This is a genomic window from Marinomonas sp. S3726 (genome assembly GCF_000967665.1).
Classification (GTDB): Bacteria; Pseudomonadota; Gammaproteobacteria; order Pseudomonadales; family Marinomonadaceae; genus Marinomonas.
Window position 1 is genome coordinate 122293 of sequence record NZ_JXYC01000014.1, and the last position, 20599, is coordinate 142891.

At 42.4% G+C, this 20599-nt stretch carries 11 protein-coding genes; 2 read left to right on the forward strand and 9 right to left on the reverse strand.

All coding sequences use genetic code 11. From position 1 onward, the window contains the following. Window positions 1-21 precede the first annotated feature (21 nt). Window positions 22-2070 carry a DNA helicase Rep gene (gene rep, locus TW85_RS13715; protein ID WP_046017693.1) on the reverse strand — a complete coding sequence of 683 codons (2049 nt, stop codon included), beginning with the start codon at window positions 2068-2070 and terminating at the stop codon, window positions 22-24. Window positions 2071-2290: 220 nt separating this feature from the next. Here rep and TW85_RS13720 point away from each other — a divergent pair, with 220 nt between their 5' ends. After that, window positions 2291-4369: an EAL domain-containing protein gene (locus tag TW85_RS13720; protein ID WP_046017694.1), complete on the forward strand. Its 2079-nt coding sequence runs from the start codon at window positions 2291-2293 to the stop codon at window positions 4367-4369. Window positions 4370-4423: 54 nt separating this feature from the next. Here TW85_RS13720 and TW85_RS13725 read toward each other — a convergent pair whose 3' ends face one another. From TW85_RS13725 to aldA, 6 genes are all read right to left on the reverse strand, one after another. After that, entirely contained in the window at window positions 4424-5293 is an 870-nt protein-coding gene (locus tag TW85_RS13725) for a CheR family methyltransferase (RefSeq protein WP_046017695.1), read from the reverse strand. A gap of 5 nt (window positions 5294-5298) precedes the next feature. Further along, window positions 5299-8832, reverse strand: coding sequence for a response regulator (locus tag TW85_RS13730; protein ID WP_052702195.1), 3534 nt, complete (start codon window positions 8830-8832; stop codon window positions 5299-5301). Between the two features lie 170 nt (window positions 8833-9002). Further along, a complete protein-coding gene (locus TW85_RS13735) occupies window positions 9003-10637 on the reverse strand; it encodes a GMC family oxidoreductase N-terminal domain-containing protein (protein ID WP_202904862.1) in 1635 nt (544 codons plus the stop codon). Continuing rightward, a complete protein-coding gene (locus TW85_RS13740) occupies window positions 10637-11872 on the reverse strand; it encodes a mandelate racemase/muconate lactonizing enzyme family protein (RefSeq protein WP_046017696.1) in 1236 nt (411 codons plus the stop codon). Before TW85_RS13740 ends, TW85_RS13735 begins: the two co-directional genes overlap by 1 nt. Beyond that, the gene (locus TW85_RS13745) at window positions 11869-13152 is read right to left on the reverse strand and encodes an MFS transporter (protein WP_157196953.1); all 1284 of its coding nucleotides are present in this window, start codon (window positions 13150-13152) and stop codon (window positions 11869-11871) included. The genes TW85_RS13740 and TW85_RS13745 overlap by 4 nt, the downstream gene beginning before the upstream one ends. Before the next feature lie 294 nt (window positions 13153-13446). Further along, window positions 13447-14871: an aldehyde dehydrogenase gene (gene aldA / locus TW85_RS13750; protein ID WP_046017698.1), complete on the reverse strand. Its 1425-nt coding sequence runs from the start codon at window positions 14869-14871 to the stop codon at window positions 13447-13449. Between the two features lie 367 nt (window positions 14872-15238). Between aldA and TW85_RS13755 the strand changes: the two genes are divergently transcribed. After that, window positions 15239-16000 carry an IclR family transcriptional regulator gene (locus TW85_RS13755; RefSeq protein ID WP_046017699.1) on the forward strand — a complete coding sequence of 254 codons (762 nt, stop codon included), beginning with the start codon at window positions 15239-15241 and terminating at the stop codon, window positions 15998-16000. A gap of 72 nt (window positions 16001-16072) precedes the next feature. Here TW85_RS13755 and TW85_RS13760 read toward each other — a convergent pair whose 3' ends face one another. Together TW85_RS13760 and TW85_RS13765 are read right to left on the reverse strand one after the other, a co-directional pair. After that, window positions 16073-17368, reverse strand: a complete 1296-nt coding sequence (locus TW85_RS13760) for a DUF1302 family protein (protein ID WP_046017700.1) — start codon at window positions 17366-17368, stop codon at window positions 16073-16075. Continuing rightward, complete coding sequence (locus tag TW85_RS13765) at window positions 17365-20598, reverse strand: outer membrane lipoprotein-sorting protein (protein ID WP_052702197.1); 3234 nt, start codon at window positions 20596-20598, stop codon at window positions 17365-17367. The genes TW85_RS13760 and TW85_RS13765 overlap by 4 nt, the downstream gene beginning before the upstream one ends. Window position 20599: the final 1 nt, after the last annotated feature.

The window sequence follows — 20599 nt, forward strand, 5'->3', positions numbered from 1 at the left end:
TTGTATTTAGCCCATTAACATTTAATTGTTTAGCATGGCTTTTAGTGCAGACAAAGACGCTTTACCTTGTTCTTTTTTTACTTTATCTGATTCATCACCTCGACCTTCCCATTGCACCACGTCATCAGGCAATTCATCTAGAAAACGGCTCGGCATACAGTCAATTTCTTCTCCGTACTGACGCCTTTTAGATGCCAAGGTAATACACAAGGTACGCTTTGCTCTGGTAATTCCTACGTAAGCTAAGCGCCTCTCTTCTTCAATGTCATCATTCTCAATACTGTTTCGATGTGGCAATAACTCCTCTTCACAGCCGATCAAAAAGACATGTGGATACTCAAGGCCTTTAGAAGCATGCAAGGTTAATAGCTGTACCTTGTCCTCGTCTTCTTCCTCTTCTTGTCGCTCCAGCATATCGATCAATAGTAACTTGCTAATCGCCTGATCAAGTTCAGCATTTGGATCTTCTTCCCAAGCACTTTCCATCATACGCTGAATAGATTCGAGCAAGAATCGCACATTTTCTATGCGTCTTTCAGCCGCCTTTGGCGAACTCGACTGCTCCTGCAACCAACCATAATAATCCATATCATGAATCATTTGCTCTATCACAGGCACAGGAGAAGCGCCGGATAAACGCCTTCTCAAAGAACTAATCCAATGTTCAAACTCACGTAGACTCTTTAAAGAGCGCCCAGTGACTCTTTCTTCTAGCTCGGCCAACTCACATGCAGCAAACAAGCTAACTTTATGCTCGGTGGCCAGTATGCCGACTTTCTCTAAGGTCGCAGGCCCGATTTCTCGCTTAGGCAAGTTAATAATACGTAAAAAGGCATTATCATCTTCAGGATTCACCAATAAACGTAAATAACTCATGAGGTCTTTAATCTCAGCACGGGCGAAAAATGAAGTACCGCCATTCATCTTGTAAGGAATACGATAAGCTTGCAGCTTAATTTCTATCAAGCGTGCTTGGTGGTTACCTCGATACAGGATCGCAAAATCTTTATAAGGAATATCATGTCTTAAATGACGAGACTGTATTTCAGCAGCAACACGATCAGACTCAGACTCTTCATTACGTGTCACCATAATCCGAATAGGATCACCAATGCCCAAATCACTCCAAAGAGACTTGTCATACACGTGAGGGTTATTTGCAATTAAGGTATTGGCAGCCTTAAGTATGGTTTTTGTTGAGCGATAATTTTGCTCCAACTTAACCAACTTGAGCCCTTTATAGTCAGAATTCAAGCGCTCCAAATTTTCGGGTCTAGCACCACGCCAAGCATAAATAGATTGGTCATCATCACCTACCAGAGTAAAGCACTTGCGCGCCCCCGCTAGAATACGTATTAGCTCATACTGACTATTATTCGTATCCTGACACTCATCCACCAGCAAGTATCTAACTTTACGCTGCCAGCGCTCTCTTAAATCTTCAAACCCACTTAGTAAGCTAACGGGCAAGAGAATTAAATCATCAAAATCCACAGCATTGTAGGCTCTTAAATAACGCTGATATTGGCCATACACATGGGCTGCTAACAAAATCTCATCTGAATCCGCATTAACCACGGCCTCATTCGGTGGGGTTAAATCATTTTTCCAGTTCGAAATCGTCATCTGGCAAAAATTAGCTTCATCAGCCTGTTCGTTAAACTCTTTATCCAGAATCTCTTTAATCAAGGTAAGAGAGTCCTGAGAGTCAAACAGAGTAAAGCCCTGCTTCAAGCCTGCCTTAGCGTACTCTTTACGTAAAATAGTTAAGCCTAAATTATGGAAGGTCGAGATTTTCAAGCCACGACTTTCATCTTTACTTAACATGCTGACCACCCGCTCTTTCATCTCACGGGCTGCTTTATTGGTAAAGGTTACCGCCACAATATTCGACGCTTTATAACCACACTCCTGAATCAAGTAGGCAATTTTTGTTGTGATTACACTGGTTTTACCACTACCAGCACCGGCCAATACCAAGAGGGGGCCATCAATGCGCTTCACGGCATCGAGTTGGCGATCATTAAGGTTTTTCATTCGCTGGCGAATTGTTGGCGGGGCTTCTGACATGCTGTTAACTCAAAAAAGGACAATTCGACAATTTTACATGAGAGCAGCATAAGCAACTACTTAAAGCTTACAAATTATACGCTTTCACTTTATCTAATTTCATAAAGATACATTCACTTCATTTAGAAACGATTAGCTACAAATTCCTAACAGGTCCTTCATATACGTAGCAAATAAACTGAACTAGCCTTTATTCATAGTTATTTAAAAGGCCATCTATGTGAAAAAAAGAGCAAGTAAAATACTCATTGTTGACGATTATCACTCTAATAGGGTCTCTTTGGAGCGCTTGCTTAAGCCTATAGAAAATATAGAAATTTTTCATGCCGAGTCCGGCAACCAGGCTTTAAGCCTTATCATTCACAATCAATTTTCACTTATTTTACTCGACGTAAACATGCCAGAAATGGATGGTTACGAAGTGGCAGAGCTAATAACAAGCACCGAAAGCCATAAGCACACACCAATCATAATGCTCACTGCTCACACAGGTAACCAAAGTGCGCTTAAAGCCTATAATTCTGGGGCGGTAGATTATTTAACCAAGCCGATTGAGCCAACAATTTTACTCAACAAGGTTGGTCTCTATGTTACCCTCGACCAACTGCAAAATCGCACCGAAAGACTAAAAGCAGAAAAAGACGCCATCATAGAATCAATAGGCCAAGGCTTAATCAAGGTGTCCCAAGAAGGGGTTATCGAGTTTGCCAATGCCGCGGCACTCAACATGCTTAATCAAAGCTCAAGTGAGGTGCTATCAACACAATTCAATAAATGGTTTAGTCGCTGTGATAACAATGAAAACCTCTTTACGGGTATCCAATCAAAAATTCAAGCTAACAGTGTTTTACAGCAAAAAGTGACGCTAAAGCCCTTTAACAAAGACGTCCATAAAATTGAAATTACCTGCTCTCGCAAACAAGCGGATCAGGATGACGATGTTATTGTATTGTTTCAAGATATTACCCAACAACTTGCCTATGAAGCCGAACTCACACACTTGGCGAATTACGACAGTTTAACCAAACTTGCCAATCGTAATTACTTTAATACCCACCTGAATAAAGTGCTCGTTGATGCACAAGAGAAAGAGTCAAACTTCTTCTTATTAATGTTGGGCTTGGATGGTTTCAAAAAAATCAATGACACCTTAGGCCATAGTATTGGTGATAAATTATTAGTTGGCGTTGCTTCAAGATTGACTGAAAACCTCCCAGATAATGCGTTTGCTGCCCGTTTAGGAGGCGATGAGTTTGCTATCCTAATACAACACCCAGAAATCCATGCAGCAGAGAACCTAGCCAAGCAACTAGTACAATTCATTTCGAACTCTTTCATTATCCAAGACCAAGAAATATACATTGAAGCCAGTATCGGAATAGCCGATGCAAAAACTGGCAATTACGACAAATCAGCTTTGTTAAAGTCAGTAGATATTGCCCTTAATGAAGCTAAACTCGCTGGTAAAAATCGATTTAAACTCTTTATCTCGGAAATGGCAGAACAAAGAAGCCTACAGGCAAGCATTCAACATAAACTTAGGCATTTATTAGAAAGCCGTGATCTTGTGGTCCATTACCAACCTCAATTTAGTGTCAATCTAGGTGAGTTTGTTGGTTTTGAAGCCCTCGCCCGTTGGCCAGAAAGTGGCTATGGAGAACAAATATCACCAGGTGTCTTTGTCCCTATTGCTGAGCAATCCATTCTGATTCAAGAAGTAGGAAAGCAAGTTTTAATTCAAGCCTGCGATCAACTCGCCCTTTGGCATCAAGAAAACAAGAACAAGCACCTTACAATTTCGGTTAATTTATCCGCCAAACAACTCAACCACCCTTTCTTTTTAGAAGAGCTAAAAGATATTTTATTAAAATATCACTTCCCGCTAGAACGGCTCATATTCGAAATTACAGAAACTGCTATTTTGAGCAATAGTGAATCCATCATTAGCAGTATTCACAACTTAAAAGCCATGGGCGTACGCTTAGCGCTTGATGATTTTGGCACAGGTTATTCCTCCTTAAACTACTTACAGAAGCTGCCTTTTGACGCGATCAAGATAGACCAGTGTTTTGTCAGACGATTAGGCACCTGTAAAAAAACAGAAGCCCTAGTAAAAGCCATTATCACCATTGCCGATGCGTGTAATATGGATGTGATTGCCGAAGGCGTTGAAAGCACCATGCACCACCAGCAAGTGGTTGCTTTAGGTTGTAACAAGATACAAGGCTACTATTACAGCCCAGCGTTACCTATCCATAAGTTAGACGAATACTGCGTGCAAGCGACGCAATTACAATAGAAAGAAGTTAGCAAAGTTTGGAATTGATATAAGAAAGGTGAAACTAGATTACGCCTAAAACAGCTTTTTACGATAAATGGAATTCACATCCTGCAGTACCCTTTCGAAAGCATCAGATTCAGTTGTACAGTCTAGACTCTCCCTATCCCCCAGCATGAAGAAACCTCGAGGAATAATGCTTTCTTGAAGCACCTTGAGCGCTCTCTCTTTTAAATAAGAATCGAAGTAAATCAGCACATTACGACAAAGCACTAAATGCATCTGAGCAAAGGCACCATCTTTCATAAAGTTATGATGGGCAAAGATAATTTTATCTCTTAGGGCAGGTGAAAATATGGCCGACTTGTTATTGGTCCGATAATAATCTGCCAGTCGCCTCTCCCCGCCAGACAAGATGTAGTTCCTCTGGTATTCATCAAAATGGGATAACGAATAAATGGCAGAACGAGCAAGCTTCAAAGAGTCATTATTATAGTCAGTGGCATAGATACGACAACGGTCCAGCAAACCCGCTTCATCTAGCAGAATCGCTAAGGAATAAACTTCTTCACCTGTTGCACAACCCGCATGCCAGATATTGATTGAAGAATAGGTACTCAGCTTTGGAATCACGAGCTCTTTCAATAAACGGAACAGCTCAGGGTCACGAAACATGCTGGTGACTGTGACAGACATGTCCTGTAGGAAACGATCAAAGAAGAATTCATCATGCAAAATACAGGGAATAAGGTCACTCACATGTTGTTTTTTCTCTCTGGCTAAGCAGTTCAAAATTCGTCTGTGCAACGAAGGTTTAGCATAGTGACGAAAGTCATAACCATACTGTTTATAAACCGCATCCAAAAACAGATCGATTTCTAGCTGCTCTATTTCAGCACTTAATAATAAAGCACTATCCGAATCTATCTCTGCATTTTCAGCCATAAGCTTTACACCATACTAGGTTGATAGAGCCAAACACGTAAAATCGAGAGCAGCATATCCATATCTAAAGGTTTGATTAAATATTCCGAGCCACCCGCATCAAGGCATTTTTGCCTGTCTCCAGGCATGGCTTTAGCAGTTAAAGCAATAATAGGAATAGATTGGTAATCAGGCATATCACGGATAATTTGCGTCGCTTCTAAGCCATCCATGACGGGCATCATGATATCCATTAAGATCAAATCAAATACCTCATCAGCATGTGTCACAGCATCAACAGCTGCCTGCCCATTTTCTGCTTGAGTAATGATCAAACCTGTCTCTTCGAGCACCCGAGTGATTGCAAAAACATTACGCATATCATCATCAACTACCAGCACACGACGCCCTTCTAGCATGCTATTTTCATCATGCAGCATCTTTAATTTTTCTGGCTGGGTCGGGCTATGGGAACCATCGATATGATTTAAAAATAAAGCCACATCATCTAATAATCTTTCTGGCGACTCAGAACCTTTAATCACAATAGAGATAGAAAGATTTTGTAAGACTTTTTGCTCTTCAGGGCTAAGTTCCTTACCTGTATATATGATAATTGGCGTTTTAAAGTCGGCGACCTTATGGCTCACCGCTTTAACCAAATCCATACCACTGACATCTGGTAAACCCAAATCTAAAATGATGCAATCGAAGCGCTTTTTGTCTATCTGCTCAAAGGCTTCTTCGGCATTACTAACACAGGTTAGCCCCACTTCACTGTTATCTACCAAATGCTGAATGGCAACCTGCGCATCCTTATCATCATCTACTAACAAAATTTGGGTCAGACTGGTTTCAGCTTGCTCACTAGTACCTTGTAGCAAGTCTCCAATCTTATCTATCTCCATAGGTTTTTGCAGATAGTTCACAGCCCCTAAATGCATGGAAGCAACTTTATTATCACTGGCAGATAAAACATGGACTGGGATATCACAGGTATCAGGATTGGCCTTTAAGGTTTCAAGAATTTCGAGGCCATCAGCATCTGGCAGGCCGATATCAAGCAAGATGCCATTCGGCTTGTACTGCTTCGCTAATAAGAGTCCTTCTGCGCCTTTATTGGTTGCAATCACACTAAAGTCTATTGACCTCGCATACTCAATTAACACCTTAGTAAAGGTTTGATCGTCTTCCACTATCAATAAACTTTTATCACTGGGTTTTAGATTATCCCTATCATCATCAAACCAGGTGCTCGATACCTGATAAATCGGTTCAGAAACGAGACCTTCTACAGGCGGATTTTCATCCGCGATAAGCTGCACCTTCTCTTCAAGTGTATAAGGAATAACAAGCGCAAAGCAGCTGCCTTGCCCTTCTTCACTTGTCAGTCTTATTTCACCTTTAAGTAGCTGGCTTAACTCTTTTGAAATGGACAAACCTAATCCAGTACCGCCAAATTCACGGTTAGTGGAGCCATTAGCTTGTTTAAAACTCTCAAAGACTAACTTTTGTTTCGATAGAGGAATTCCAATCCCTGTATCTGTGACAGAAAAGATGACAGCGGGACTTCCTTCTAATTCAGCAGAACCTATATCAAGCTTTACTTCCCCTTGCTTAGTAAACTTAAACGCATTGGATAAAAAGTTTTTAAGCACCTGCTCGACTCTTTTTTGATCCGTTTGAATTTGATCCGATAAGGCTGGGTCTAAAGCGATACTAAATCCGATATTTCTATCTTTAGAAATTGGCATAAAGAGAGACTCTAAACTGTGGCAAATGCCATTTAGAGAAGTGGTCTCAATACAGATATCCAACATGCCAGCTTCGACTTTCGACAAGTCCATTATGTCGTTAATCAGCTCTAATAAAGATTGGCCACTTTTATGAATAATACTGGCTTCCTCAACTTGGTCTGACGTGAGGTTACCTCGTTTATTTTCAGCCAATATTTTAGACAAGATTAATAAACTATTAAGAGGCGTTCTAAGCTCGTGGGACATATTAGCTAAGAATTCAGATTTGTACTTACTTGCCTGTGTTAGCTCTAAGGCACTCTCTTCTAACTCTTTTTTCGAAATCATCAACTCTTGTGCTTGAATGGTGAGAGATTCCTGCTTCTCTTCCAATTCAACATTACTCAAGCGTAACTGCTCACTCTGTTGAATCAATTCTTCTTCGGAGGCTTTTAGCTCTTCTTCCGACGACCTTAACTGCTGAGCTTGAGCCTCAAGATCACTATTAACGACTCCCAACTCTTCCTGTTGCGCTTTCAGCTCCAACACTTGGAACTGATTCAATATCAACAACTCATCCGTCTTCTCGCGGGAAATCGTTGTTTTCAAGGCGATACCCACAATCAGCGCAATGTCTTTTAAAAACTCAAACTGCTGATCAGTGAAGCTACCTAAACTTGCGAGTTCCATTACAGCCAGTAATTCACCCTCAAATAATATTGGGTAAAGCACTATCATTTTTGGTTCACTCGTTCCCAAACCAGAGTCTAAAATCAAATAATTTTCAGGCACATCCCTAACAATTAATACCTTTTTATCAGCAATCACTTGGCCGACTAAACCTTCCCCTTTTTCATATTTTTGTTTGGCACTTTCACCCCGTGATAAAGCATAACTGCCAGTTAAGGTATAGGCTTGGTCCTCTCTAGCAAGAAATAGCGCCCCTTGTTGAGCCCCAAGAATTGGTGCTAGGTATCCTAAAATAGATTGGCTCATTTGCGAGATATTTTGCTCGCCACTCATAGCATCATTAAGCCCATTTAAGCTCTCTTTTATTAGCGCACTTTGCTCCAACTTGATCGCATCTTTTTTCATACGTATGACGAAAAAGCTAACACTCAGCACACCCAGAATAGAAATAGAAAACAATAGCCAAAACACACCTAATAGGCTGTTATTCGAATACTCAATAATTTTATTCAGAGGTAATGTGACTTCTAACACACCTCTAACATCGCCTACCTGCCAGTTTTTTTGAGGCGAATCTGGGTGTGAGTTATGACAGGCTAAGCAGCTTTCAGTCATCACATCTGCAGTGGCGTATTTAAGTACAGGCTCTCCATCAAGTTCAAAAAACTCAGAATAAGCTCTGTCTGGGTTTGCTTGTAAATAAGACCATGCTTTTTTAGCAAACTCGCCTTTTAAGCCACCAGTGTCTTCACGCCAAGGAAATGGATAAGGGCTATATAGTTGAGATTTTGCATCGTTTTGCGCTCCAATTTGCTTGCCTATTAACATGCTGAAGGTAGCAGGAAGAGGGATAGCCCCGTCTTGTTTGTCATAATCATGGGTAACCAGCATGCCATGCCTAGAGGCAGCATCAACCACTTCAGACGAGTAAAGCGAGCGGATTTTTTTAAGTGCTCTAGTGTAAATGGAGGCACTGTTTAAGGCCGATTTCTGGGTGAGCTCTTCACTCAAATAGAGGGTATAGGAATAAAGGCCAAAGCCAGTAATGGAAACAAAGCAGAAAAGTGAAACTAGCAACTTAACAAAATGATTGAGATCTTTCTTTTTATTCAAAGCACTCACTTCACGCGTCATAGAGTCACCACTATTTACCGATAAATGTATTAGCTTGAATTATATGAAATTAATTACATCTTGCTTGGTGTGGCAATAAAATCACACAATTCAGCCAGTAATGTCGCCTTTTGCAATAAAACAAAACAATTGGAAATAATCACTGACCAAAGAGAGTGAATAAAAAAACCTTAACAATCCTCCAATACCATCTGGGCGCCTTTTTCAGCCACCATCATCACAGGGGCATTGATGTTGCCCGAAGTAATATTAGGAAAGATAGAAGCATCTATGACTCTCAATGCGCTGATACCATGAACTCTGAGCCTATCATCGACAACCGCATCGTCTGGGTTTGGCCCCATTTTGCAAGAACCGCACAAATGATAGATAGATCCACCTTTCTCACGAAAGTACTGCAGCATAGTTTCATCATCATTTACCTGGGATAAGGTTGGAATCACTTCCTCTTCGGTAATCTTCTGCAAAGCTTTGGCCTGCATCATTTTACGAATCAAGCGGCTCCCTTGAATCACTTCATCCTTATCTTTTTGGGTCGACAAGTAATTTGGCTTGATCAAGGCCGCGTCCAAAGGGTTATTAGAAGCAAGCTCAATGGTGCCCGTACTAGTAGGGCGACAAGCATTAAATGCCAATAAAAAACCAGAATAAGGCTCGGGCTCTAAGCTGGCATTAGGGTCTACCGGAATCTGATAAGACATAGGATTAAAGTAGAGCTGAATATTTGGCTCAGTCTCTTGCTCATTACCTTTAAAGAAACCACCCGCCTGATTCACACTCATAGATAAAGGACCCGTGCGATTAATCACATATTCAAGTCCTGCTTTAACCTGAGAAGCATAGGATAAGAACACATCATTTAAAGTTTTCACCTTAGCGCGATAGTAATAACTCACGCATAAATGATCCTGTAAGTTCTTCCCTACCCCAGGCAAGTGATGCAAAGGCGCGACTTGCTTAGCTTCAAGTTCCTCTTTATCGCCAATACCAGATAGTTGCAGTAACTTAGGTGAATCTACGGCACCTGCGCACAGAATTACCTCTTTGTTAGCCTTAACCTCGACTAGCTTGCCTTCATGACGTACCCGTACACCGGTTGCACGATGAGTCTCATCTAGCGCTGTCTTTTCATTTAGCACTATCTTTTCAACTTGGCTAACACGCCAAAGAGTGAGGTTGTCTCGCTTCAAGGCTGGCTTTAAATAAGCAATATTACTGGAGGATCGTTGACCACTTTTAATATTGGTCTCATACACCCCAGCCCCTTCAAACTCAGCCCCATTAAAATCATCATTTAAGGGATAACCCAGCTCTTTCGCCGCCGCTAGATAGTCTTGGCAAATAGGGTGAGCCCCATCTTTCATTGGGAAGATACCTATCTTGCCTTGATCAGAATGATATTGGGTCTCACCAAGCGGGTGCTGTTCTAGCTTTTTAAAGTAGGGCAATACATCTTGATAAGACCAACCTGTATTACCAGCCTTTGCCCAATCATCAAAGTCAGAGGCTTGGCCACGCACATAAATCATGGCATTGATCGAACCTGATCCACCTTGCACCTTGCCTCTTGGGGCATACAACTTACGCCCAGCCATTTCCTTTTCGGCTTCGCTGTAATACATATAATTGTATTTTGGGTTGTAGTAAGTTTTACCAAAACCCACAGGCAGCTTGATCCAAGGAGAGGCATCTCTGCCACCCGCTTCGATCAATAACACTGAATAGCGACCAGACTCGCTCAATCTGTCTGCCACAATGCAGCCAGCAGACCCGGCGCCCACAATAATAAAATCAAATTCCATCATCACTTCTCCGGAATATGTTTCCACTCAGTTCCTGATTCTCGTTTCACATCATAAGGTCTTGGGTCCATAGAGAGGTGTAAAGCTTTGCCACGATAAGGAGAGCAGGCTTTGACTGTCTCCATGTTGAGCTCAACCCCTAAGCCAGGTTTATCCGACGGTATAATGTAACCATCCTGCCAATTAATTTTTTCTTCCAGCACCTCAGCATGAAAACCATCCCAAGTACCTATGCTTTCTTGAATCAAGAAGTTCGGCAAGGTCGCCGCTAATTGAATACTGGCAGCAGCACCTACTGGACCGTTATAAAGGTGCGGTGCAATTTGGGCATAATAGGCTTCGGCCATTCCGGCAATTTTCTTACCTTCTAAAATGCCACCCACTCGGCCTAGATTCATTTGCAAAATCGAAGCCGCATTGTGTTTTAGAACATCGTGAAATTCATACTTAGTTGTTAGCCTTTCACCTGTCGCCACTGGAATACTGGTTTTAGCAGCGACTCTTGCCATCGCTTCACTTTGGCCCGGTGGTACTGGCTCTTCAAACCACATAGGGTCAAAAGGTTCCAAATGCTTCGCCAAACGCACCGCCGAAGCTGGCACCATCTGCCCGTGTGTACCAAAGAGTAAATCACAGCTATTACCCACAGCTTCACGAATACGACGACAAAAGGTTGCGGACTTTTCCATGGCTTCAAGGGAGATCATCTGGCCAGAATAAGCACTATAAGGGCCAGCTGGATCAAACTTTAAGGCGGTGAAACCACGTGCTTTCTCAGCTAAAGCACATTCAACAGCCAGCTCTACATTGTCGTAGTTATAGTCACCGTTTTTATCCTTAGGGTAGAGGTAAGTGTATGAACGTAGTTTGTCATTCACCTTGCCCCCTATCAGCTCATAGACAGGCTTACCTGCTGCTTTGCCGATAATATCCCAGCATGCCATTTCCAAACCACTGACAATCCCCATCATGGTTAAGTCAGGTCTTTGGGTAAAACCACTTGAATAAGCTTCCCTAAAAAAGCGCTCGATATGATGCGGGTCGTGCCCTTTTAAAAAGCGCTCAAATACGTCTTCTATCGCTTTTACCATCACCTCTGGATGAAAGGTAGCAGCATAGACTTCACCAACCCCTTCGATGCCAGCATCTGTTTTCAGGCTAACAAAAATCCAATACATACCCCCTACATGAGGCGGTGGCGTGGCAACAATATGAGTATCGCAATGGGTTACTTTCATGATTTAGACTTCTTCTTAGCTGTCATTGATTTAAGTTTAAGGGCTGCTAGCGTGCCTAAAGCACCCATTACTGCAATATAGCCAAAATACAGGTTATAGACGGTAATGCCTTCATAGCGAGCAGCAAAATAGCCGTTGATTTGAGGTAGAAAAATATCGGGTGTGTAAGCAATTAGAGAAATCACACCTATAGCAAGACCAGTTACCTGTAGAGGGATGTCACAATCATCCAAGATAGCCCAATAAAGACCTCGAATGGCATAGGTTAAAACACCAATTAAAAGCACTATCGCCAATAGGAAATAAACCGTATTAAGCTGAGGGAAGACAATCATAACCACCAAGCCCAAGGTCGAACCTGCAAGGGCAACCGCTAGGATGTTTTCTTTGCCATACTTATCCCCTAAAAAGCCAGCGCCTATGCCACCTATCGGGCGCATCCAAAGTTTAGCCACGGTAATAAAACCAGCTGTCACCGCGCTCACTTCATAACCAAGCTGCATGAATGAAGAGAAAGAGTAAGTCGCCCAAAAAAGCTGGTAACCACAAAAGATAACCGCAGCGACCATCCATAACTCAGGAATAGAGGCAAGGAACTTCAAATCCCTAAACAAGTTCTTACTTGTGACTTTTGGGCCTGACGCTTCGTCCTTGTTTGCTTCGCCACGGAAAAAGAAAAAGGTCAGCACACCAATTGCAATACAGGTATATGAGTACATATAAATCACTTGTTTAAGTGCTAGCGTGGTACTTTGCCCCTGACTTTCAATAGCATAGGCAAAAATGGCGATAGCGATCGTGGCTAGTACCGCTTCCACCAAACCTCGACCACCATCAAGCACACCAAAGAACCGACCTTGCTCGTTCTTATGAGCCAGCATTTTCACGCCTTTAATCATAGAAGCCCAGAAGGTCAAACCTGCTGCTATGCCCCATGCCATAAAGATGTAAACCAACACCTCTTTTGAGGGAATACTCGCAAACCATAGGCCTAAAACACCCGTTCCCACCATAGATAAGGTGACCAAAAGCCTAGGTGAAATCTTATCGGCCAACCAGCCACTTGGCACATAACAGACAAAATACACTACCCCTAACATGGAGTAATAATTGCCAAGATCGCCCGAGGTTATTTGAAAGACTTCCAAAATCGAGCTTTCAAAATTCTGTCTTAAGTACAGCAAAGGGTAGATAGCCCCAGCAGCTAAAAGTAATAGGGTGAACTGGAAATAACGCTTTAAGTTCAGGTTTTTACCTGATACCTCAGGTCCGGCTGTCATGGTGTCACTCATAGTCTTAATCTCTATTATTTGTTTTGTTGTTTTTATCTTTTTAAGTGTCTACAGGTGTTGCTAATGGGCTTACGCCCTGTGCTCTTTTCTATTTATTTTCCATTCAATTTTTCTAATTAAGAGACGAACGGATTCCTACCTCGTGTTATGGGCATATGGGTTAATGGGAATGTTTGTGTGTAAGAAAAAGTGACCCCATGCAAAGCACAGGCATCACTTAATTACACCAAGGGTTAAGCTCACACTATTGAACTCAAGTGGCTGAATTCAAACGACTGAGCCCTAGTAGTTAAGTACCACTAAACGGGTTTGTGTATATTCCAACATACCATGCTTACCATCATCTCCACCTAGGCCAGAACGTTTCCAACCAGCATGGAAGCCTTGGTAAGGATCAGCAGGTGTACGATTAATATAAATCTCACCCGCTTCAATATTGTTGGCGACCTTCATGGCTGTACGATAATTTTCTGTGTAGATAACCGATGCCAAACCAAACTGGTGATCGTTCGCCAGCTCTAAGGCTTGGTCAGCATCGGTATATTTAAGAACAGGCAAAACAGGACCAAAGATCTCTTCTTGCACGATTTCCATATCTTGGCGGCAGTTAGTCAATAAAGTAGGAGGATAGAAGTGGCCCTTACCTTCTGGGATATAGCCACCGACCTCTAGAGATGCGCCATCATCAATGGCTCTTTCAACCATTTGATGTATGTTTAAACGCGCATTCTCATTAATGAGCGGCCCCATAAAGCTGGCATCTTTTGCGCGATCACCAAACTGGCGTTCGCTCATCTGTCCTTTTAGTAAGGCAACAAACTCATCATAAATGGCTTCATGTACATAAACCCTTTCGATCGCAGTACAAAGCTGACCACAGTTAGTCGTTTTAGATGCCACTATCTCACGGGCCGCTTTTTCAAGGTCTGCATCGGCTTCAACAATGGCAGGTGATTTACCGCCTAACTCTAAAGAAGATTTGGCAATATTCACTTGAGAATACTCCAACACTTTACGGCCAGCGCCTACGCTACCAGTAAGTGTAATCATACCAACTTTAGGATGAGTACAGACGCTCTCAGCAGTGGCGTGATCCATAGTTAGAATATTCACTACGCCTGCTGGAATACCTGAATCTTGCACGGCTTTCGCAATTTCAAACGCTGAGCTTGGGGTATTGTTACTTGGACGTACCACCACACTGTTACCAGTAATTAAAGCTGGGGCAATTTTACGCAACAGGGTGTAAACCGGATAGTTAAAAGGGATTAGGCAAGCCACCACACCAATCGGCTCTCTTTGCAGTAAGAGGTTTTCTGATGGTGAATCACTAGGAATAATTTCACCTTCTATACGACGCGCCCATTCAGCGTGATAACGGGTAATATCCGCCGCGTAAACCGCTTCGTTAGTCGCATCTTCAAGGCTTTTGCCTGACTCTAATGCCAAAGCTTGGCCAATGGCTTCTTTACGGACCAACAAAGCATCTGCCAATTTATGAAGGAAACCAGCACGCTCAATACTGGTCAGTTGACGCCAGCCTTTCTGAGCTTTGGCAGCGATATCAACAGCACCCAGTGCATCTTCCGCACTGGCTAGTGCAACCTGAGCAACTTGCGCTTCATTTACTGGGCTATAAACAGGCATAGCCTTGCTTGTGATAGATGGAACAAATGCATTATTGATAAAATTTTGATCGCTTCTCATGGGTTCACCCTTTTACTGAATATGGCCATGCTAAAACCTCATCCCTGCTTGAGTCAAAAAATATTCCATATGAGAAATTTTAATTCTATATATGGAATAATATCCTGAAAGCCTTATAATTCGGGTCTTTAAGCTTAGCTCAGTTTTTCGATAATCAGCCACTAAGTTCACACTTAAAGAGAGAAAAGCAGCGCAAGCCAGTTATCTTCTATGCTTGGCCAAAACAAAAAAAATTATATTTTTTTCATTTTATTTTCCCTTAGGGAATCAGGTTTAAAAAAGTGGGATTAATTTAGTGAGTTTTGCACAAGTTTTTTCATATATAGAATTTTTAATCTGTGAGTCACATCACTTTTAGGATCAAGCTATGCCAGAGAAAGAGAAGTCAAAAGCCCCAGCAGTAGATAGTTCAGTACTCATTATGGACCTTCTTGCCAGCGCAAATTACCCTATGACATTGTCTGAAATTTGTGAACAAACGGGCATTCCTTCTGCCAGCGGCCATCGCATTATTAATACCCTGTTAGAACACCAAATGGTGGCCCATGACCCAAGTCGCAAAAAGTCTTACTGCATAGGCGCAAAGATTTTTCAAATTGCTTCTACCATTTACAACAAGCAGAGCATCATTCCCTTCTTTTATCCTATTGCTGAGATCCTTAAAAACGAGATCCATAAGACCATTTTTTTAAGCGTGCCTGTGGGCAATACCATAGTGGTGGTATCTAAATTAGAAACCTCGTTAAACAGTGCGTTTAATATCTTTATCGGCCAAACCATGCCCCTTTATCAATCCGCATCAGGGAAAGCGATCCTCTCTATGCGCAGCACTGAGTTTCAGCAAACTTACCTAGCCTCAGAGAAAAAGGTTAACCCGCAAATCAAACAAGAGTGGCAGACAGTTCAAGAAGAATTAGATAGAGCAAAACGCTTAGGCTATGCCGTCACTCACGGGGAAATAGAAGCCGGTGTCAGTTGTATTTCAGCACCAATTTTAAACTTACGAAATGAGCCAGTTGCCGCCATCAGTGCCAGTATCAGTGGTGATTATCTGGACCAGCAAGAAGCCAGAGATAATGCGAAGAAGTTAATCCAAGCAGCGCGACAACTGTCATCGAGAATAGGTTAAAAGCAACACAATGTGCTTTTAACCTTTAGGAAAAAAGCACATTATCAACACTTGTTTATAAGAGGTTATTGTTTAAAAGCCCCATTCAAAACCAGCGCTAATACGGTCTGCCTCATCAAATTGCCCATAGAGTCCACCTTCGTTGCCATAGAAGATATCCATCCCTAAGAAAACATCAAAATCCGATTCTAGGTTATAGCTAATTTGCGGCTGAACAACGCCATCCCCATGATCGGTTGAATGTAGATGTAGCCATTTAAGCAGTAAGGTTTCATTAAAGAGAGTTCGCTCTACCAGAAGGCTCAAGGTATTTTCTTGGCGATTTTTCACCAAGTTTTCCGTTTGCCCCACAAGATTAGATTGAAACCACTGTACCGAGATCAAATAGTCCGTCATACCTTGATAGTCTAAACCAACCAAGATGCCCCATTGATCGGCTTTATCCACACCCGGTACTGATGCCGTTGTTCTATGGTACCTATCTGTTTCATAAGCAAATTCTGCTCTTAGTACCCAATCTCCAAAGACACTAGAAGCAGAGCCACCCAGTAAATGACTACGCTTATAATCAGGTGTTAAAGTAAGGGAAGAGCCACTTAAATCTGCGCTAATCACCGCCTCATCCACATAGTGATAGAGGTAATTAAGAGAGTAGTCCCAGTTATCAATAAAGCTGGTATAACGTAAACCAAAATCACTGTTTTTAAGTGTCATGGCAGGTGTGTTTGCCTCTTCTAATGTGGCAGTAACACCTGCTGGTACAGCAGCGCTATCTGGCACTAGCACAGGGCTAGTAAAGGCAAAAGGCGAACTGGATGGCGCTAACTCATGGGTGCTGGTATCCAATACCCATAGAGCCTGCAAAGTACCCTCTTCCCCAACTTGAAACTCACCATTTACCATCCACAAAGGAATACGAGAATCATCAAAATCATCCAGAATAAATTCGCGATAACTTTGTGGGTTAATCACATCTAATAGTTTGATACCATCCGCTTCCCCCCAGACCACTTGCTGCTTACCAATTCGCCAGTAACTGTTATCAAAGCCTGCTTGCCAATACAGTTCTCTTAGCTCGACCCATTCATGGTCGCCAGCGGTGAGTGGCTCAGAATGAGCACTATAATTATTCAGTGTTTGATCCGAGTTAAGTTTATCTTGCAGATCAAAGCGGCTGCGTAAAATGCCAGTAATCTCGCCATTCTCTAAGCCTTGATAAAGCTCACTATCAAGACGCCAATCAGACTGTTGCCACTCACTCGCACTGGTACCATAACTGGTTTGACTTTTAAGGCTATGACTCATTTCAAACGCCAAACTCAGGCTGGGAATAAGCGCCAATATCGCTCCTAATAATTGAGGTTTCATTTTGGAGCTCCTCGGCTTAGGGCCTGACGCGTAAAGACGCTATTTTTAATTTTTTTGCTGTAATTCATATCAGAGAAAATAAACTCAGAACTATGACCCGTTTTATGATTCACCATTTTTAAATTATGACGAGTCCAAATACCTTCAACCTTACGTATATCACTGATAGTTAAGGTTTTTAATGGGTTCATCTTGATATCCCAATATTCAGCCTTTTGGATTATCCAATTGCTCGGGTCAACCCAAACCTCCTGACGCCCATAACCTAGCTCTCGCGAGGTTTTCTTATCTATCGGCATGGCTTCTAACTTAATGGTTTCCACTCCATTTAGAGTCTCTTTGGCTAAGGTTTTAAACTTGAAATCAGCGGTTTCAAACTTGCCTTCCTTTTTAATGTCCTCGTAACTAAAGTCCGTTCCTAAGAAGTAATCACCACGATCCGATGCAGAAATACGGCGTGCTTTACGTAATGCAGGTAGATACAACCATTGGTCATCATCACGCTCAGCTTCTGGAAAATCATGGATCAAAAAGGCTGTGTTTTTCACGTTTCTAGGAGATAAGTAATAAAGTACTGTCTGCTTTTCTAGCCCTACATATTGGCGAAAGCTCACGGTTTCTCTTTGTCTTACCTTACCGCGTCTATCTATCAAGGTCATGGATAACTTGCTGGAACTCTGACGACCCTCTTCCACATGGTTAATTTGCTCTACGATCCAATTTGCATCAGGTAAAGCCGTATCGTCCTGGCTAGCCTGCGCCTTATCTTGATAGAAAAGCCCAGCTCCCACTACGCCAACTAATAACAAAGGCGTCGCATTTGATAGCCTTACCCCTGATTTAACGGCTTTTTCTTGCAGGATAAACTTAGGTCTAAACAGCATGATAAGTGCGGGCAATAGGGTCAGGCTAAAGAGAAAGCTGGTGACAACAGAGATGGCGACAATGGCACCAAAGTTGTTAAGAGGCACCACCTTACTAGAAATCAGCACACCAAAACCTAAGGCGATTGCGAGTAAGTTAAACAACAGAGCACGACCTGTTGATGGATAAAAACGGGCGAAGGTCTTTTTCATATCTTTTTCTACCTGATATAAGGCTCTCATTCTTTCTATCGTATGTATGGCAAAGTCGACCCCAAGGCCAATAGCAACCGCCGCAAACATAGAGGTACCTATGCCTAATGAGATAGAAAACAACACCATGGACGAGTAAACCAGAAGTATGCTCATCGCCACGGGAATCAAGGTATAAAACCCAGCAACAGGGGATTTTAATAACAAGGAAGATACGATCAGTACGAGTAAGAGAGCGATCCCCATACCGAAGAAGTGGCTTTCACCCAGATCTTTAATCCAGTGGTAATTCAGAGTCACTCGGCCAGTTAGCGTGGCATTCACCTTGTCATCATTAAATTGTTTATCCAGATAAGATTGCAGGTCTTCAACCACCTCCTTGGTATTAACATAAGAACCATTATTTAGGGTTAGGCGAATATTGGCTCTTTGATAGTCATAATCGACTTCTTCTTCAAAATCCGTCGGTTCAGCTGAAGCGGAATACAATAAGAAGAATTGAGCAATCAAATCCTGATCTTGAGGCAAACGGTAAAAGGCTTTATCACCGTCATTTAAAGAACGGTTCATCTGCTTCAAGTAATCAATTAATGAGGTGGAACCCTCGACATAATCAAGACCTTCGGCATAGACCTGTAGTGCTTCCATTTTAGCCAGCACCTCAAGATCAAATATGCCTTCAATATCCTGAGTATTTACCACAATATCCAGATAATTTGAGCCATCGAAGCGGCTGTTTATCACCTCATCCGCCACATAAAGCGCTTCACTTGGATGGAAGGTTTTAATGCGTTCTTCATCCACCACCAAGTGGCTTGCAGCAAATAGACCTAGAACAAAAATAACCAATGACAAAGCAAGAATAGACTTAGCAAAGCGCACAGTAATACGGCCTAAGAAAACCATAAAACGCGCTGTCATATCATGCTTTTGCGAACGTACTTTAGCGGCAAATCCGGGCCTTACTTCTGTTTTAATAAGACTCATGGCCGCAGGCAATACCACCAGCGAATAAAACCAAGCCACAGACACACCAACGGCGGTAAAGAGACCAAAAAACTTAAATGGAGGCATGTAAGCAGCAAAGTACAGCCCCATAAATCCAGCGACTGTGGTTAATGTGGTCAATGTAATAGGACGCCACATTTCCATCATGGTTTGAATGATTGACTCTTTGATCGATTCATTTGGATAAAGAGCACGACGCTCAAAATATTCACTGTAAATGTGAATACTGTCAGCCACAGAAATACCAATCAAAATCACAGGTAAAGCATTAGTAATGACATAAAAAGGCACACCAACAAACGCCATAACCCCTATTGTCATTAATACAGATGCGGCGATTACTAGGTTCCCCATAATAATGGGACCAAAGCGAACAAAGGCGATAAACACGATCAAGGTAATAATGACACCAGCAAGCGGGTTTAAGCGCTTTGCATCCGCATCAATATAGCTGCCTAGATAGCCTGAAACAGCCCCTTCACCTGCTACATAAAGCTGAATACCTTGTGGCAGAGTCAGCTCATTCATCGCAATGACCATGTCATCGTAAGACTGCTCCACTAGCTTCTCATCTAAAAGCTCAGCCACCACCAAGGTAGCCGATTCATCTTGTGCAACTAGGCTACCCTGATAAAGCGGAAAGTCTCGAATCGCATCTCGCACAGCTAAGGCTTCTGCCTGACTCTCTATTTCATACTCATAAAAAGGCTCAACCTCCATGCCTTCTTGAGTGCCAAATATATTGTTCTCTGTGGCCAAACTGGTAATGCCGTCCGGATCAATATTGTTTAGATCCATCACCACATCTGTCACAGCTTGTACTGCATTTAGCCCTTCAGGGGTAAAGATGCTGTCTTTAGCAACCACGGCGATAACCAAAGGGTCACTTAAGCCAAAGATTTTTTTCACCTTTTCCCGATACACGAGCGCGCTATTATCATCAGCTAAAAAGGCATCAGCGCGAGTATCCTTGGTGAGCGAAGTAATTTGGGAAATGACCAACGCCATAAGAAGCAAGCCGAAGGTTAAAACCCGCTTGGGGTGTGAAACTATCCAACTAAACAGCCGGTAGCCTTGGCTTCTATTCAAATCTTTTACAGCGTTAGGTGATGCCGCACTGACGGCGGCTGGGGCTGAATCTTTCATC

Coding starts and splice junctions, on each gene's coding strand:
- TW85_RS13725 (WP_046017695.1), bottom strand. CDS start 5,293: ATGGCTGAAAATGCAGAGATAGATTCGGATAGTGCTTTATTATTAAGT.
- TW85_RS13730 (WP_052702195.1), bottom strand. CDS start 8,832: ATGACGCGTGAAGTGAGTGCTTTGAATAAAAAGAAAGATCTCAATCAT.
- TW85_RS13760 (WP_046017700.1), bottom strand. CDS start 17,368: ATGAAACCTCAATTATTAGGAGCGATATTGGCGCTTATTCCCAGCCTG.
- aldA (WP_046017698.1), bottom strand. CDS start 14,871: ATGAGAAGCGATCAAAATTTTATCAATAATGCATTTGTTCCATCTATC.
- TW85_RS13765 (WP_052702197.1), bottom strand. CDS start 20,598: ATGAAAGATTCAGCCCCAGCCGCCGTCAGTGCGGCATCACCTAACGCT.
- TW85_RS13745 (WP_157196953.1), bottom strand. CDS start 13,152: ATGACAGCCGGACCTGAGGTATCAGGTAAAAACCTGAACTTAAAGCGT.
- rep (WP_046017693.1), bottom strand. CDS start 2,070: ATGTCAGAAGCCCCGCCAACAATTCGCCAGCGAATGAAAAACCTTAAT.
- TW85_RS13755 (WP_046017699.1), top strand. CDS start 15,239: ATGCCAGAGAAAGAGAAGTCAAAAGCCCCAGCAGTAGATAGTTCAGTA.
- TW85_RS13740 (WP_046017696.1), bottom strand. CDS start 11,872: ATGAAAGTAACCCATTGCGATACTCATATTGTTGCCACGCCACCGCCT.
- TW85_RS13735 (WP_202904862.1), bottom strand. CDS start 10,637: ATGATGGAATTTGATTTTATTATTGTGGGCGCCGGGTCTGCTGGCTGC.